Here is a 16,276-nt window from a genome sequence, read left to right as displayed (position 1 = left end):
ATGCTTGACCTTGCTGGCAAATCTATTTTATATTGGCGACACGAAAGCCCATCACACACTCATATTGATCTGGCTGTTGTTCTGTAAACTTATTAATTGCTTGACCACAGCGCAGTTTACCTCCACTCCAGCGAGGTTGTCCACTACCATTTGCTAGTAAACAAGACTGACAGACCTTTTCAGAGCTAAGGATTTGATTGTCCATGAAAATGACTAACATCTCAACCCCTCCTGGTTTTCAATAGAGCAATCTCAAAAAATGTTGGTAATAAGTAGGTTGGCGTTGAAAATTGTCGTTATAGCAAGGCAAGAGGCAAGAGGCAATAGGCAATAGGCAATAGGCAAGAGGCAATAGGCAAGAGGCAAGAGGCAAGAGGCAATAGGCAAGAGGCAATAGGCAATAGGCAATAGGCAATAGGCAATAGGCAAGAGGCAAGAGGCAATAGGCAATAGGCAATAGGCAAGAGGCAAGAGGCAATAGGCAAGAGGCAAGAGGCAATAGGCAATAGGCAATAGGCAATAGGCAATAGGCAATAGGCAATAGGCAATAGGCAAGAGGCAATAGGCAAGAGGCAAGAGGCAATAGGCAATAGGCAAGAGGCAAGAGGCAAGAGGCAAGAGTAAAGAAGTTTTCAGGGATTTTACGTCTCTTTACACAGTTTGGTTTTATTGTGTTCACCTACTTAATGTAAGTCGCTAGTTAGGTAAATTGTCAGAATCAGGATGTCCAGGATTAAAGGATGAACAGGATGAAACCAGAGCTTTTTTTACCAATTACCTATTACCAATTACCCATTACCAGCCTCAACGAGATAACCAAGTAGTGAGACAGAATTAATTACACAATGTCATTGCGTTAGCGTTGCGTGGCGTTAGCCATATGGAACAAAGTGAAATGAAGCAATTCCAAGGGTTGTGATTGCTTCCCTTCGCTCGCAATGACTGTAAATATTTTTGTCCAATTACTTAGCAACTTGAGTTAATAACAAAAAGTTGTTCATCAAACCTAGTTTTATTGTATCTTGTATCTCTGGTAATTTTGTGAGTTTAAGTACAAAATAATACATAACTTCAGGCTACCACGTTGATTAAAGTCAACAATTCTTAGATAATTACTTTCCCCGTTCTCAAGAGACTTCCAAATAAAAAAATGTCCCAAAACTGATGCAGAAATTCTCTCTCTGTGTACTCTGTGCCTCTGTGGTTCGTTTCTTAGGATAATTTATTTCTTGGAAGTCTCCAAAGGTTTTCCGTCTAAATTCTTATAATAAACAAATTGCCTAATTTACAACTTTGGTAATAGGTTTAACCCCAATTTCAATTTTCATCAACTTTATCAGCATCATCAAAATGACAAAAACTAACTCAGACCTACTAAAAAACTCCGATTCTGCCATTAACGAACTAATTAACCAAGAATTACAGCGCCAACGTGATCACCTAGAATTAATTGCCAGTGAAAACTTTACCTCCGCTGCCGTATTAGCGGCTCAAGGTTCAGTATTAACCAATAAATACGCCGAAGGCTTACCCGGTAAACGCTACTATGGCGGTTGTGAGTTTGTTGACAAAATTGAACAAATAGCCATTGACCGAGCTAAACAGCTATTTGGTGCGGCTCATGCCAATGTTCAACCCCATTCCGGCGCCCAAGCTAATTTTGCCGTCTTCCTGACCCTGCTGCAACCAGGAGACACAATTATGGGTATGGACTTATCTCATGGAGGACACCTGACTCACGGTTCACCAGTGAATGTTTCTGGTAAATGGTTTCAAGTCCGTCATTATGGCGTAAGTAAAGAAACCGAACAACTAGACTATGACCAAATCCGTGATTTAGCGATCAAAGAACGTCCTAAACTGTTGATTTGTGGTTATTCAGCCTATCCTCGGATTATTGACTTTGAAAAGTTCCGCAGTATTGCTGATGAAGTTGGTGCTTATTTACTTGCAGATATTGCTCACATTGCTGGTTTAGTGGCGACTGGTCATCATCCCAATCCTCTGCCTTATTGCGATGTTGTCACAACTACAACTCATAAAACCTTACGTGGTCCAAGAGGTGGCTTGATTTTGACCCGTGATGCCGAATTGGGTAAAAAGCTGGATAAATCAGTTTTCCCCGGAACTCAAGGTGGACCACTAGAACACGTTATTGCTGGTAAGGCTGTGGCTTTTGGAGAAGCTCTCAAACCTGAGTTTACAGACTATTCTGGGCGGGTAATTGCAAATGCTCGGGCGATGGCTACTCAATTACAAAACAGAGGCTTTAAATTAGTGTCTAATGGCACTGACAATCACTTGATGTTAGTAGATTTACGTTCTGTTGGCATGACTGGGAAGAAAGGAGATCAACTAGTTAGCACTGTGAATATCACCGCGAATAAGAATACAGTTCCCTTTGATACTGAATCACCTTTTATTACCAGTGGTTTAAGATTGGGTTCTCCAGCGATGACAACTAGAGGTTTAGGTGTGGCAGAATTTACGGAAGTTGCGAATATTATTAGCGATCGCCTACTTTCCCCCGATTCAGATACAGTAACTAAAGATTGTTTAATGAGAGTGGCCGCATTGTGCGATCGCTTCCCATTATATCCCCACCTAGAAATTCCTGTACCAGCCCTAGTTTAAGCAACCTTGGATTAGTGTAGGGTGGCCATTGTCCACCCTCTGTACTCTCTGTAACCCAGGTTTCATGACAAATTGGTGCTTGACAAAGTTCTGAGTTTCGACTATGATTATGTTATGCGTGGGAAAGTGTGCGCCCATATATATAGACTGTTCATTCATCAGAATCAGGATTTTCAGAATTTAAGGATTTTTAGCATCTGATCTTCAAGATGGTGGAAAACAGTAGAACGAATATTTTTTCTTAATCTCCATGTGTCACCATGCTGTAAATGAGCAACCCAGCTTTGCAAAACTTGTCTGATTGTTTCTTTGTCCAGAATCCCTCGTTGATGTTGTGAGATAGTTTTCTTAATTCTTTTAACGCTTTGACGTAAGCTATTACTACGGACTTTAATTTGCTTAGGTAACACACGAAAACCGACAAAATTTGCTCCGTGTTTAGTCTCAAATAATTGGCTTTTAATTGGGTGAATTTTTAATCTTAGACTGGCTAAATATCCTTCAATAGAAATTCTGGCATTAGCTAAAAAGATTTTATCATCACCAAATAAAGCAAAATCATCAACGTAGCGAATATACTTTTTACATTTAAGTTGATCTTTGATAAAATGGTCAAAACCGTTTAAGTAGACATTTGCCATAAATTGACTTGTCAAATTACCAATAGGTAAACCACGTCTTCTTCCTAAAGGTGATAATAAGTCATCTCCGGGAAAATAATGCACTACCAACTCTTGTTCATTACTATGGTCTATGATTTTATCAAGTAACCAGAGGGTATCAGCACATTTAATTTTGCGGTGAATTAGAGATTTTAAGATTTGATGATCTATACTCGGGAAGTATTTACGAATATCAGCTTGAAAGATATATTTACTAGAACGAGCAAATTTTGTAAAGCGACGCAAAGCTCGGTGTGAACCATAACCAACTCGGTTAGCGTAAGAATCATGAATAAATGTACTTTCAAAAATAGGAGTAACAACACGACAAAGAGCATGATGTACTACCCTATCACGATAAGGTGCAGCAGAAATTAAGCGAGGCTTGGGTTCAAAAATTTCAAATGTTGTATATTCTCCAGGAGTATAGGTTTTTAATTTGAGTTCTGCTTGTAAATTAAATAATTCTCTTTCTAGGTTATGATTAAACTCGAGAACATCAGGTTTAAATCGCTTTGCTTTTTGTGCTTGTTTTGCTGCTAGAAGTAAGTTACTAAAATCTGTAATTTCTTCCCAAAGATTACCATATCTTTTCATATCTAAATTCTTCTATATATACTCAAAATGGCTAAAAATTGGACTTTTTTCTAATACAAATAACAAGTTCAAAGCCTCTCCATGTTGCGGGGAGAGGTTTGGAGAGGGGTTTCATATTTGTTTAAGCAATGAACCGTTTGCAGTATAATAATCCATGTAGGTTAGGTTGACATTAGGAAACCAAACATTTACAAAACTTCGTTGGCTTGCGCTATCCCTTCACCCAACCTACAATCTTATAAGTTATTTAATGTCAACTTTTCCTGTTGTTTTATCCAACCACCTAAATCTAAACCAATTTCGTTAATTAATTTTTGGATATATTCGTAACGGTCGGTGGAAATTAGATGAAAATCAAAAAGTAATCTGGTTTGATATCTGAGAATTTCTAGTTTAATATTAGAAGACCTTAATTCTGTGAGTTTTGGAGAACTATAACGAGCAATCAGCAATTCATCTAAAATGTCATAAAGAACAGTAGTGATTCTATTACCTAGCATAAACTTATGATTTCGTGGTAAACGATTAATAATCGGTACATACCATTTAATTAAATCGTAAGTTTTCTGAATTATAGGTAAATCACCCATTTTTTATATGCTATTTTTGATGTAGTTTAGAGTCGAGCAAGTCTTCGGTTTTACCCTACCAAGCTACCCGACTCAGTTTTATATTCGGACAGAATTGCTTCTATCACTGGGTTAGGTTTGGACTCCTCATATACGCTTGATAAATTCCCATTTACCAATTCTGACTTTGAAGAGTGCTGAACGAAGACACGACCCGAAAACCGTAGTTGTTGTTGCGATTGTCACGCAAATTCCTATTGCGATTCGCAGACCGACAATTCCTAGCGTTGTTGTTCCAAGAACCGCCGCGCAAGAGTCGGAATCACCTACCCCAAGATGAACAATATCATTAGCTACTTGTTGTTAGACTATTTGGATACAAATTTTAATAATTCTGTCTTGTTGCTATTTTCTTAATTGATGTGATATACTTTAAATGATGCATCAAGATTTTTCCTAAAAAAATATTTTTCCGCCAAAGGCGGGGGGCTAAGAAGGGAAAAGAGAAAGAAGTGCAGAGGGTGAAAGAGTAAAAGTATAAAGGGCTACAAAGTCCTGAACGAAGACACGACCCGAAAACCGTAGTAGTAGTAGCGAAAGCCACGCAAAAACCTCGAGCGAAACGCAGACCGACAATACCTAGCGCGGCTGCTCCAAGAACCGCCGCGCAAGAGCTTATATTGTGTGCTTTGACTAATTAAAGCACTACCGTCTTTAGGCGCGTTATTATAATTTTCTTCATAATCATCTTCACACCACTCCCATACGTTACCGTGCATATCATACAAACCAAAAGAGTTCTGGGGAAAAGTTCCTACATCTGTGGTTTGTTGGCGATATTTACCTTTTGCACCGGAAGTGTAAGGATAATTACCATCATAGTTTACCAAATCAGGGGTGATATTGTCACCAAAATAAAATGGTGTGGTTGTCCCGGCTCTACAAGCGTACTCCCATTCAGCCTCACTGGGTAAACGGTATTTTTTACCTGTAGCTTTACTAATTCTAGCACAAAATTCCTGTGCGTCAAGCCATGAAACCTGTTCCACTGGTCTATTTTTGCCAGAAAAATAGGAGGGTTTGGGATTTAGATCATGATTGATTTTTGGTAACACTGCGACTCTTTCCCATTGTGCTTGAGTAACAGTAAACTTGCCCATGTAAAATGGTTGAATGGTAACTTGATGTTGGGGACTTTCGTTATCATATCTTTCTGATTCATTTTTTGGAGAACCCATTTTAAAAGTTCCCCCAGGGATAGCAATCATTTCTAAAGAAATACCATTACCTAAATCTTGGGTAAATGATCTGTGAGAATTATTAAATTGCGGTGGAATATTTGCTGGTTGGGGTGGGTTAGTTGGGGTAGAAATAAATTGCTGAAAAATTTGTTTAAAGGGATTATTAGAAACCTGTGGTTGAAGAGGAATAACAACAGTTTTTTGACTGATAGGATTTTTCAATGCTGCTAAAACTTCCCTTGCTGAATTATAACGTTTGCGAGGAATATCCTGCAACATTGTTTCTAAAATATCAGTTAATTCTTGACTTAAAGAAACATAGTTTTGCCATTGCCATTGCATTTCTTCGGTATCAAATAGTTTATCTTGTCCGTCGGATGTTTGAAAATGTCCCGTCAATAATCGCACACAGGTAACAGCTAAACTATAGAGATCACTACTATGATAAACCATGCCACGAGATTGTTCTGGAGGAGCATATCCGGGTGTACCTGTAACAGTCCCAACTCTAGTTAAAATACTGCTACTGGTTTCTTTGGAAACGCCAAAATCAATTAGGAATAATTTACCTTGTTTACTTCTGATAATATTTTCTGGTTTAATATCTCGATGAATAACATTATTATCATGAATAAATTGGATAACTGGCAATAATTCTGTGAGGATAATTATAATTTGGGATTCGTTTAATTTACCTTGAGTTTGAAATTCTTGCAAAAGATTTTGACCATCTATAAATTCTTGGACTAAATAAAGTAAACCATCTTGAGAAAAAAATGCGAGTAAGTCTGGTATTTGGGAATGTTTTCCCAAGTCTTGCAGTCTGACGGCTTCTTGTTGAAATAGTTCTGTAGCTTTTTGTAAGGCTGCGCTTCCGGCTTGTTGGGGTAAAAACTGTTTAATGACGCAGGGGGTGTTTAATCTTTCTTCATCTATTGCTCGAAAAGTCTTGCCAAAACCACCTTCTCCCAGGAATTTAATCGGACGATAGCGATCTCGTAGGACTATTTTACCGCCACAGTTTTCACAAAAGCTAGTACCTTGGGGATTTTCGTAATTACATTGAGGGTTAAGACATTGACTCATGGTAGGCGCTGGGTATATCTAGGGATAATTATAACATACTACTGTCTGATAGCGTAGCGTGGCGCAAGCCATATCAAGATATCCACCGATTTAGAGACTTCCAAATAAAAAAATGTCCCAAAACTGATGCAAAAATTCTCTCTCTGTGTACTCTGTGCCTCTGTGGTTCGTTTCTTGGATAATTTATTTCTTGGAAGTCTCTTAAAGATTTTCAGGATGATGATATTTTATGATGATCTGTAATTTATTGATGGAATATTTGTCTGAATCAGGATATCCAAGATTTAAGGATTTTCAGGATAATTTTGTTTGATGTTATGTTCTTGGAAATTTAGATTTTTTGAGAACATTTATTCTATCTAAATAGTAATTTTAGACAATATTTTTGTTAATTGCTGACTATTCAAATCAAAATCCTTCCCATTCCCAAAAATCTCCAACAACAATCCTGAAAATCCTGATTCAGACAATATTGTTATTAAATATTCACATCAAAATCCTTCCCATTCCCAAAAATCTCCAACAACAATCCTGAAAATCCCGAAATCCTGAAAATCCTGATTCAGACAATATTTTGCTTACAAGCCACAGCAAAACGTTCAATTCCCGCCAAATCAGCATGAATAGAAATATTGCCATAATTCCCATTACTTACCAATAATTCCCGCATCATTTCCGCCTGTCCTGCCATCATTTCAATTAACCACAGCCCTCCAGGACGCAAATAATCATGGGAAACATTAATTAAATGACGAATATAGTCTAAACCATCCGCACCACCATCTAAAGCTAAATGGGGTTCATGTTTCACCACTTCCGGCTGTAAAGTTAAGACCGTATCACTAGGGATATAGGGTGGATTGGATACCATACCGCTAAACTGACCCTTGAGAGATTCTAGAGGTTGCCACCAAGAACCCTGATAAAATTGCATCCGTTCCCGAAAACCCAAATTTTCAGCATTGGTTTGAGCTACGGCTAAAGCAGCAGGACTAATATCTACAGCATGAATCATCGCATCTGTAAAGACTTCAGCTAAACCGATGGATATCGCCCCACTACCCGTCCCCAAATCCGCCCAATGTCCAGCTTTCATTCCACCATTAGCAGCAGCCACAGCCAAATCAATCAATATCTCTGTTTCTGGTCTAGGAATTAAGACCGCATTGGATACCGTGAGTTGAAACTTTCGCCAAGCCGTCATGCCCGCAACATACTGAACCGGTAAACGGTCATCTAATCGCCTTTGCCACAATTGCTCTAATTCTGTTAAAGACAATTGAATGGGGATTTCCTGCCATGTTTTGAAAGACTCTAAACGCAGTGCCAAGCGGTCTAAATTAGCTATTGTTAATAATAGCCAATCTACCTCCATTGGGGATATATCCGCAGCTATAGCCGATTGAATTGCGGTTTTTCGCCACTGCCAAAGTTCTAATCCAGAAACCTTATAATTTGGCTTTAACATATCAGGAGGTAAAAATAATTTTCTATTTCTTGGGTTGCGCGGGAACTATAGAACGAATAAATTCTATTGACTCCCGTGAAGGAAACAAGAAAATTTTATTAGTGCTGGGATCATTACTACTACTGAGTGTATCAATGACTCTATACAAATCTAATACCTGAATTTCTGTATTAGCTGCTTCCTGTGGTTTAGCCTTTTTAAATGCTTCTAAAAGAGCCACTGCTTGTTCTTTTTCAAAATAGAAAGGAATTAATCGCTCCTTTCCTGCTTGTCCTTTGGGAATTGTTAAATAGCTATTGTCTTGCTTAAATTTTGGCACAAACAAAGGAATACCATCAAATTTTTTGTCTGTTTTACCGCTGGTATTCAGCATAGTTATTGCTTGATCCACTTGTTGTTTACTAGGGACTAAGCTAAAAACTATATTAGAGTCTTTCTTCTTATTATTTTCTACAACCAATTTATAGTATTCTGCTAAAGAAAGAGGTGTGATTTTGATAGTGCTTGCTAACTGAGGATTTTCTTTTTTTAGTCGCTGTTCTAGAAAAATCTGAGCATCTTTCTTGCTCAGAAAAAAGCCTACCTGGGAAATAGTCTTGGATTGATTTTTCCTAGAGATAACTACAAATTCTCCTTGGGCATTAGTTAGTGTAAAAACGGGTACTTCTTGTAAAGTTTTTACCACTTGCTCCTGTGGTAAAGCTAAGGCTTGGAGATTATTGATTCCCAATATTCCCCCAAATATCACACTACTAGCCAAACCCAATGTCAAGCCCCAACGTACTAATAATTTCATGCTCACTCCTCACTTCAATAATTTCATTAATGCCAGCAATTACACGAATTGTCAGATTTAGAGACTTCCAATTAAAAAAATATCCCAAAATTTCTTGTGGTGCGGGCATCTTGCCCGCTAATAATACAAGGACGGGCAAGATGCCCATCCCACATCCCACAAGATTGGATAGCGTTCGCGGAGCGTCCCGGAGGGAACTAGCACTGCTGCAAGCAGTTCATCTTTTTTGTGGAGTTCTCTTATATAGCAGACCATTTATTTTACAAAAAACTTATGGTAGCTATTTGGTATCAACTATCAATTCTCAAAATAGGATTTTGTCAAACCTTTTGGTGGTGATGATATTATCACCTCTAGAAACTGAATATACACATTAAAGTTATTTTATTTTTATTTTTGCTTGGCTATTCATTTCCATTATCCCACCCAAAAGCCTGAAAACCCTATTATATGTCTTCTCTAGGAAGAAAGAAGATCCTGATGTTTTGCCATTCCATCTCTGTTTAATGACGCTCTGATTACATCTAACGTTCCAAAAACCACCAAAAAGCTGTTGATCAGGTGTTTGGCGATTTTGGGAGGTTATAATTTATGCCAGTTGCCAGATCATCATACGCTTAAAATCAAGATTTAACATTGATACTATTCTCATCCAAGAATGAAGCAAAAATTTATCTATGAATCTTAAAAACGTACAAAAGTTATAGTTAAACAACAACAATTAACAACAGTCAGATTTTAGAAGCCACCGGAAGTGGGAAAATAAAATCATGCCAAAAGAAGACCTAGAGAGGAAAAGCCGATAATATGCACTTGAGTGAAATTACCCATCCTAACCAGTTGCATGGTTTGTCAATTCGGCAGTTGCAACAAATTGCCCGTCAAATTCGTGAGAAGCACTTACAAACCGTAGCAGCCTTTGGAGGGCATTTGGGTCCTGGTTTGGGCGTTGTCGAATTAACACTAGGACTTTACCAAACCCTAGATTTAGATCGGGATAAAGTCACATGGGATGTGGGACATCAAGCTTATCCCCACAAATTAATTACCGGACGCTACAGTAATTTCGATACTCTCCGTCAAAAAGATGGCGTTGCAGGTTATCTCAAACGCTGCGAGAACAAATTTGATCATTTTGGCGCAGGACACGCTTCTACCAGTATTTCCGCTGCTTTAGGGATGGCTTTAGCCCGCGACTTAAAAGGGGAGAAATTTAAAACCGTTGCTGTCATTGGTGATGGTGCTTTAACCGGGGGTATGGCTTTAGAAGCTATTAACCACGCTGGACACCTCCCCAAAACTAATCTGCTGGTGGTTCTCAATGATAATGAGATGTCAATTTCTCCCAATGTGGGGGCGATTCCTCGTTATCTCAATAAAATGCGGTTGAGTCCACCTGTGCAGTTTCTCTCAGATGGAATTGAGGAACAGTTAAAACATCTTCCTTTTGTTGGTGAATCTATCTCTCCAGAACTGGAACGCATCAAAGAAGGAATGAAGCGGTTAGCAGTTCCTAAAGTCGGCGCAGTTTTTGAAGAATTGGGCTTTACCTACATGGGTCCAGTTGATGGACATAATTTAGAAGAATTAATTGCCACATTCCAACAGGCACATCAAATTACTGGCCCAGTTTTGGTTCATGTAGTCACAACTAAGGGTAAAGGCTATGAACTAGCAGAAAAAGATCAAGTCGGCTACCACGCTCAAACTCCCTTTAATTTAGCTACTGGTAAAGCGATTCCTTCTAGTAAACCTAAACCTCCTGCTTACGCTAAGGTCTTTTCTCATACTTTAGTAACACTGGCGGAACAAAATCCTAAAATTGTCGGTATCACAGCCGCAATGGCTACTGGTACAGGCTTAGATAAACTACAAGCTAAGTTGCCTAATCAGTATATTGATGTGGGTATTGCTGAACAACACGCCATTACTTTGGCGGCTGGTTTAGCCTGTGAAGGTATGCGTCCTGTCGCTGCTATTTATTCCACTTTCTTACAACGTGCCTTTGACCAAATTATTCACGATGTTTGCATTCAAAATCTACCTGTATTCTTCTGTTTAGATCGGGCGGGGATTGTTGGGGCTGATGGTCCGACTCACCAAGGGATGTATGATATTGCTTATCTGCGTTGTATTCCGAATATTGTGGTCATGGCTCCCAAGGATGAGGCGGAATTACAACGGATGGTTGTAACTGGGATTAATTACACAGATGGACCTATTGCTATGCGTTTCCCTCGTGGCAATGGTCACGGTGTCCCCTTAATGGAGGAAGGCTGGGAAGCTTTAGAAATCGGGAAGGGGGAAATTCTCCGCCAAGGTGATGATGTGTTGATTGTCGGCTATGGTACGATGGTTTACCCAGCAATGCAAGCGGCGGAAATTCTCAGCGAACATGGTATTGAAGCAACTGTAATTAATGCTCGTTTTGTTAAGCCTTTGGATACTGAGTTGATTTTACCTTTGGCTAAACAAATTGGTCGGGTTGTGACTTTGGAGGAAGGTTGTTTAATGGGTGGCTTTGGTTCTGCTGTGGCTGAGGCTTTACTTGATGCTGATATTGTTGTCCCTGTGAAGCGGATTGGTGTCCCTGATATTTTGGTAGATCATGCTACGCCGGATCAATCTTTTGCAGCATTAGGTTTGAGTAGTTCTCAAATTGCGGAAACTGTTTTACAAGCTTTTTTTAAGAAGGAATTAGCTGGTGTGAAATAGTTTTTATTGTCTGAATCAGGATTTTCAGGATTTGAGGATTTTCAGGATTTAATTATTTGGCGTTGGTGGATAAAAGTATAAATTCGTCTCACGCAAAGGCGCAAAGGCGCAAAGAGTAAGAGTTTGAGAAATGGAATTTTTGATTTTTATACCTCAATTCAACAACGCCAATTATTTTATATGTATTTCCTTATCCTGTTTATCCTTTTACCTTGGGTATCCTGATTCGGGAACAGGGAACTTTATTAATAAACGGTTTTAGCTTTAAGTAGGTGAACACAATAAAACCAAACTGTGTAAAGAAACGTAAAATCGCTGAAAACTTCTTTACTATTGCCTCTTGCCTCTTGCCTCTTGCCTTGCTATAACGACAATTTTCAACGTCAACCTACTTATATGGCTAACGCCACGCTACGCTATCAGCAAACCCTACATAAATAAATGCTGATAATTCAAACCCCTCTCCACGACTGGAAAGGGGTTAATTGTTACTACTGAAAATTCAATTCCAGCAATACTTAATAAGCGTTTTGTAACTCGTAAAAATCAGGTGAGATGTAATCCTTTCGTAAGGGCCAACCTACCCAATCTTCTGGCATCAAAATCCGTTTCAAGTTAGGATGACCTTCATAAATGATGCCATACATATCATAGCTTTCCCGTTCTTGCCAGTCTGCTGTTTTCCAAATCCAGTAAACTGAAGGTACAGAGGGATTTTCTCTAGGTAAAAACACTTTCACCCTGATTTCTTCAGGACGGTCAGCATTATCACTAACTTTGAGTAAATGATAAACACTTACCAATTCTTCTCCTGCACCTAAGTCAATACCGCCCTGAAATTGCAGATAATTAAACCCATAGGCATACAAAGCTGTAGAGATGGGAAGTAGAAAATTTGCAGGGACTTTAATTATTTCTACTCCGTTAGCGTCAAGTTCTAAAAACTCATGGAAAAAGCCATTTTCCGCTAACCATTGGGAAACTTTACCGGGTTGAACTAAAGCTGATTCCGCTACGGGAACTGGTTTCGATTCTTCTTCAGCCACGTGCTTGTTCCTCCTTCTGTGTCTTTGCTGTCAACAATCCTGGGGGTACAGCCATACCAATTGCTTCTGTTAGTTCTTTAGGCGGATTGAAGCGAGTATCTGACTGCATATACTTACCCGTTAATATGTCGGGAACTGGCTTCATATTATGAGTTGTACTGTAGTAACGGTGGACTTGCTTGATGTTATCCCGTTCCTGCATGGACTCATTGGCAATTTTCTTCCGCAGTTTAATAATTGCGTCAATAATCGCTTCTGGACGGGGCGGACAGCCAGGCAAATACACATCTACAGGAATTAGCTTATCAACTCCGCGCACTGCTGTCGGGGAGTCAACGCTAAACATTCCCCCAGTGATTGTACAAGCACCCATAGCAATCACATACTTGGGTTCGGGCATTTGTTCATAAAGACGCACCAATTGGGGAGCCATCTTCATGGTAATTGTCCCGGCAGTGATGATTAAATCGGCTTGTCGGGGGCTGCAACGGGGAATTAACCCAAAACGGTCAAAGTCGAAGCGAGAGCCGATTAATGCCGCAAATTCAATGAAGCAACAAGCTGTACCAAACAGTAAAGGCCACAAACTAGAAAGCCGCGCCCAGTTGTAAAGGTCATCAACGGTGGTTAAAATCACGTTTTCTGACAGTTCATGGGTGACTGTAGGACGTTGAATGGGGTTGATGATTTGTTCTGTGTCCTGGGTGATGATATGAGAATTTAAGACCATTCCAAAGCTCCTTTCCGCCATGCGTAAACTAAGGCGATGATAAGAATCGAAATAAAGACTAGGGCTTCGATAAATGCCAATAAACCCAAACGGTTAAATGCAACTGCCCAGGGATACAAAAATACTGTTTCTACGTCAAAAACAACGAAGACTAGAGCAAACATATAGTAGCGAATGTTGAACTGAATCCAAGCTCCGCCAGTAGGTTCTAGTCCGCATTCGTAGGTAGTGCGTCTTTCTAGACTGTTCCCACTGGGTCTAAGAATTTTTGAGGCTGACAGTGCTAGGACTGGTACTAGGCTACACAGGATGAAAAAGCCTAGAAGGTACTCGTAACCGCTAAGAACAAACACAATGTTTTTCTACCGCTAATGGTGTAAGGAATAAGCTATCAGTTATCAGTTTTATGGCTTGATAGGTGGCAACTGACAAGTGTTCAGTGAAATATATGGATAATGTTCTTTTACATTATATCTTTTAGGGTTTTCTGAAATCTGGGCAACAGAGTAGATCCTTGTATTTGAATCCTTTTGATTAGTGATAGAAAAGTTCAACAATTATGTCATAATTTGTAACGTATATTTAATAATTCCCCTGAAGCGAGACTAAAAGCCATGAGTGAACAAGCTGAACAAGCTATGGAAACTCCAGTGTTAGACCGCTATGAGTGTCGCTCTTGCGGCTATGTTTATGAACCTGAGAAGGGAGACGATAAAAGTGATGTTCCCCCAGGAACACTTTTTGCAGAACTACCGACAAATTGGCGTTGTCCAGTTTGTATAGCCAAGAAAACTGCTTTTGCGAATATTGGACCGGCGGGTACTGCCTCTGGTTTCAAGGAGAATTTGGGTTACGGTTTAGGTGGTAATAAACTGACACCAACTCAAAAGAACATTTTGATTTTTGGGGCTTTGGCTCTGGGATTCTTGTTTTTCATTAGCCTTTACGGACTACAGTAAAAACAGCTATCTTTATTTACGAGCAACAGGGAACGGGGAACAGGGAACAGGAAGAACTTCTCTTTGCAGGGAATTCGACAAAAATCTACCAAATTTAGGAAAACCTCAGTAATACTGATGCACTCAATTGTAAAAAAGTGGCAAAAGTTTGTTGCCGCATTAATAGTAGTTATGGCTTGTATTGGGTGTAGTAGTGTTCCTTCTATTAGCTACAATCCCTGGCAAGTGATTAATGTTCCCACAGATGCGAAGTTGCTAGATATTGGCTTTACTGGTAACTCTCAACATGGTTACTTGGTGGGCGGTAATGCCACTCTCTTAGAAACTAATGATGGTGGTGAGAATTGGCAACCGCTAAAATTAGAGTTGGATGATCCTCGATATCGTTTTAACTCGGTTAGTTTCTCTGGTCAGGAAGGTTGGATTGCCGGAGAACCTTCTCTGCTACTCCACACTACTGATGAGGGTAAGTCTTGGTCACGGATTTCTTTAAGCGAAAAGTTACCGGGTAATCCGATTGCTGTGACGGCAATAGGCGAAAATACAGCAGAAATGGCTACTGATGTGGGGGCTATTTACCAAACTACAGATGGTGGTCAAAACTGGAAAGCTAATTTGGAAGCCGCAGTTGGTGTGGTGAGAAACCTAGAGCGATCGCCCGATGGTAAGTATATCGCTGTTTCTGCGAAAGGGAGTTTTTACTCCACTTGGGAACCTGGTCAAAATGCTTGGCAACCCCATAACCGCAATAGTTCCCGTCGTTTGGAAAATATGGGTTTTACTAACGATGGACAAATGTGGTTGTTAGCACGGGGTGGTCAGGTCCAGTTTAGTGATCCGACAAAACCTGAAGAGTGGTTAGAGGGAGAATATCCAGAGTTATCCACGAGTTGGGGTTTACTGGATTTAGCTTATCGGACACCTGAGGAAATTTGGGTCGGTGGTGGTAGCGGTAATTTACTCCGCAGCACTGATGGTGGTAAAACTTGGGAAAAAGACCGTGATGTAGAAACAGTTGCAGCTAATCTTTACAAAATTGTATTTTTTAGCCCTGATCAAGGCTTTATCATTGGCGATCGCGGTGTTTTACTCAAATATAACCCCAAACCAGAGGCAACAACAGCCCCAGCGGCTTAATTACACCCAACTATGGATGTATTCGCCAGAAGAAAGTTGTAAGTTGTAACTCTGTCTAAACTTTGTAGGATAATAAACTCAATAATAGTTTTTGATAAGGGAGTGAAATAAATGGCAGGTACCACTGGAGAACGTCCGTTTGCTGACATTGTTACCAGTATTCGTTACTGGGTAATTCACAGCATCACCATTCCCGCATTGTTTGTTGCTGGTTGGTTATTTGTCAGCACTGGTCTGGCTTATGATGTATTTGGTACACCTCGTCCTAATGAGTATTTTACTCAAGTCCGTCAAGAAGTGCCAATTGTAAGTGATCGTTTTGACGCAAAAAAACAAGTAGAAACATTTATTGGAAAGTAATTTGAGATCATGACTAGCGGTAATAACATCAATCAACCAGTTACCTATCCCATTTTTACAGTCAGATGGATCGCTGTGCATACCTTAGCTGTCCCTACTGTATTCTTTTTGGGCGCGATCGCCTCAATGCAGTTTATCCAACGCTAGGAGTTAATCATGGAAAGAACGCCTAATCCCAATCAACAACCGGTTGAATTAAACCGTACCTCTCTCTATCTCGGACTACTATTAGTCTTCGTTCTGGGAATTCTATTTTCCAGTTACTTCTTTAACTAA

General features: G+C 39.6%; 18 protein-coding genes. 8 read left to right on the top strand and 10 right to left on the bottom strand.

Annotated elements, in window-relative coordinates; translation table 11 throughout:
• Positions 1-22: 22 nt before the first annotated feature.
• Positions 23-220 (bottom strand): hypothetical protein, encoded by a 198-nt coding sequence (locus AA650_RS21785; RefSeq protein WP_053540631.1) that lies wholly within the window; start codon positions 218-220, stop codon positions 23-25.
• 1,130 nt (positions 221-1,350) lie between these two features.
• On the opposite strand from AA650_RS21785, the gene glyA reads away from it, so the two are divergent.
• Positions 1,351-2,634, top strand: coding sequence for a serine hydroxymethyltransferase (glyA, locus tag AA650_RS21780; RefSeq protein ID WP_053540630.1), 1,284 nt, complete (start codon positions 1,351-1,353; stop codon positions 2,632-2,634).
• A 173-nt stretch (positions 2,635-2,807) separates the two neighbouring features.
• Here glyA and AA650_RS21775 read toward each other — a convergent pair whose 3' ends face one another.
• The 6 genes from AA650_RS21775 to AA650_RS21755 all read right to left on the bottom strand — a co-directional run bounded on the left by AA650_RS21775 (position 2,808) and on the right by AA650_RS21755 (position 9,053).
• Positions 2,808-3,893, bottom strand: a complete 1,086-nt coding sequence (locus AA650_RS21775; protein ID WP_053540629.1) for an RNA-directed DNA polymerase — start codon at positions 3,891-3,893, stop codon at positions 2,808-2,810.
• A gap of 236 nt (positions 3,894-4,129) precedes the next feature.
• On the bottom strand, positions 4,130-4,483 hold the full coding sequence (avd, locus tag AA650_RS21770) for a diversity-generating retroelement protein Avd (protein ID WP_053540628.1): 354 nt from the start codon (positions 4,481-4,483) through the stop codon (positions 4,130-4,132).
• Positions 4,484-4,634: 151 nt separating this feature from the next.
• Positions 4,635-4,775, bottom strand: a complete 141-nt coding sequence (locus AA650_RS29375) for a hypothetical protein (protein WP_335337397.1) — start codon at positions 4,773-4,775, stop codon at positions 4,635-4,637.
• Between the two features lie 232 nt (positions 4,776-5,007).
• Complete coding sequence (locus AA650_RS21765; RefSeq protein WP_053540627.1) at positions 5,008-6,789, bottom strand: bifunctional serine/threonine-protein kinase/formylglycine-generating enzyme family protein; 1,782 nt, start codon at positions 6,787-6,789, stop codon at positions 5,008-5,010.
• Positions 6,790-7,351: 562 nt separating this feature from the next.
• Positions 7,352-8,257 carry a peptide chain release factor N(5)-glutamine methyltransferase gene (gene prmC / locus AA650_RS21760; RefSeq protein ID WP_053540626.1) on the bottom strand — a complete coding sequence of 302 codons (906 nt, stop codon included), beginning with the start codon at positions 8,255-8,257 and terminating at the stop codon, positions 7,352-7,354.
• A 22-nt stretch (positions 8,258-8,279) separates the two neighbouring features.
• A complete protein-coding gene (locus AA650_RS21755) occupies positions 8,280-9,053 on the bottom strand; it encodes a Tic22 family protein (RefSeq protein ID WP_053540625.1) in 774 nt (257 codons plus the stop codon).
• A 29-nt stretch (positions 9,054-9,082) separates the two neighbouring features.
• Here AA650_RS21755 and AA650_RS21750 point away from each other — a divergent pair, with 29 nt between their 5' ends.
• The gene (locus AA650_RS21750) at positions 9,083-9,430 is read left to right on the top strand and encodes a hypothetical protein (RefSeq protein ID WP_053540624.1); all 348 of its coding nucleotides are present in this window, start codon (positions 9,083-9,085) and stop codon (positions 9,428-9,430) included.
• 430 nt (positions 9,431-9,860) lie between these two features.
• On the top strand, positions 9,861-11,768 hold the full coding sequence (dxs, locus tag AA650_RS21745) for a 1-deoxy-D-xylulose-5-phosphate synthase (RefSeq protein ID WP_039205061.1): 1,908 nt from the start codon (positions 9,861-9,863) through the stop codon (positions 11,766-11,768).
• Between the two features lie 518 nt (positions 11,769-12,286).
• Here dxs and AA650_RS21740 read toward each other — a convergent pair.
• From AA650_RS21740 to AA650_RS21730, 3 genes are read right to left on the bottom strand one after another with little or no spacing between them, the layout of a single operon-like run.
• Complete coding sequence (locus tag AA650_RS21740; RefSeq protein ID WP_039205062.1) at positions 12,287-12,814, bottom strand: NAD(P)H-quinone oxidoreductase subunit J; 528 nt, start codon at positions 12,812-12,814, stop codon at positions 12,287-12,289.
• Complete coding sequence (locus tag AA650_RS21735; protein ID WP_027404722.1) at positions 12,807-13,544, bottom strand: NADH dehydrogenase subunit K; 738 nt, start codon at positions 13,542-13,544, stop codon at positions 12,807-12,809. Before AA650_RS21735 ends, AA650_RS21740 begins: the two co-directional genes overlap by 8 nt.
• Positions 13,535-13,897 (bottom strand): NAD(P)H-quinone oxidoreductase subunit 3, encoded by a 363-nt coding sequence (locus AA650_RS21730; protein ID WP_027404721.1) that lies wholly within the window; start codon positions 13,895-13,897, stop codon positions 13,535-13,537. The genes AA650_RS21735 and AA650_RS21730 overlap by 10 nt, the downstream gene beginning before the upstream one ends.
• A gap of 261 nt (positions 13,898-14,158) precedes the next feature.
• Here AA650_RS21730 and AA650_RS21725 point away from each other — a divergent pair, with 261 nt between their 5' ends.
• The 5 genes from AA650_RS21725 (at position 14,159) to AA650_RS27110 (ending at position 16,276) form a co-directional block, all read left to right on the top strand.
• Positions 14,159-14,503: a rubredoxin gene (locus AA650_RS21725; RefSeq protein WP_027404720.1), complete on the top strand. Its 345-nt coding sequence runs from the start codon at positions 14,159-14,161 to the stop codon at positions 14,501-14,503.
• Between the two features lie 117 nt (positions 14,504-14,620).
• Positions 14,621-15,640, top strand: coding sequence for a photosynthesis system II assembly factor Ycf48 (locus AA650_RS21720; RefSeq protein WP_053540623.1), 1,020 nt, complete (start codon positions 14,621-14,623; stop codon positions 15,638-15,640).
• Positions 15,641-15,751: 111 nt separating this feature from the next.
• Positions 15,752-16,000 carry a cytochrome b559 subunit alpha gene (gene psbE / locus AA650_RS21715; protein ID WP_027404718.1) on the top strand — a complete coding sequence of 83 codons (249 nt, stop codon included), beginning with the start codon at positions 15,752-15,754 and terminating at the stop codon, positions 15,998-16,000.
• 9 nt (positions 16,001-16,009) lie between these two features.
• On the top strand, positions 16,010-16,147 hold the full coding sequence (gene psbF, locus AA650_RS27115; protein WP_010997987.1) for a cytochrome b559 subunit beta: 138 nt from the start codon (positions 16,010-16,012) through the stop codon (positions 16,145-16,147).
• 9 nt (positions 16,148-16,156) lie between these two features.
• The gene (locus AA650_RS27110; protein ID WP_015081482.1) at positions 16,157-16,276 is read left to right on the top strand and encodes a photosystem II reaction center protein L; all 120 of its coding nucleotides are present in this window, start codon (positions 16,157-16,159) and stop codon (positions 16,274-16,276) included.

Source organism: Anabaena sp. WA102, from assembly GCF_001277295.1.
GTDB lineage: Bacteria > Cyanobacteriota > Cyanobacteriia > Cyanobacteriales > Nostocaceae > Dolichospermum > Dolichospermum heterosporum.
The sequence above is the reverse complement of the archived record's forward strand: the minus strand, read 5'-3'. Positions and strand labels throughout refer to the sequence as shown.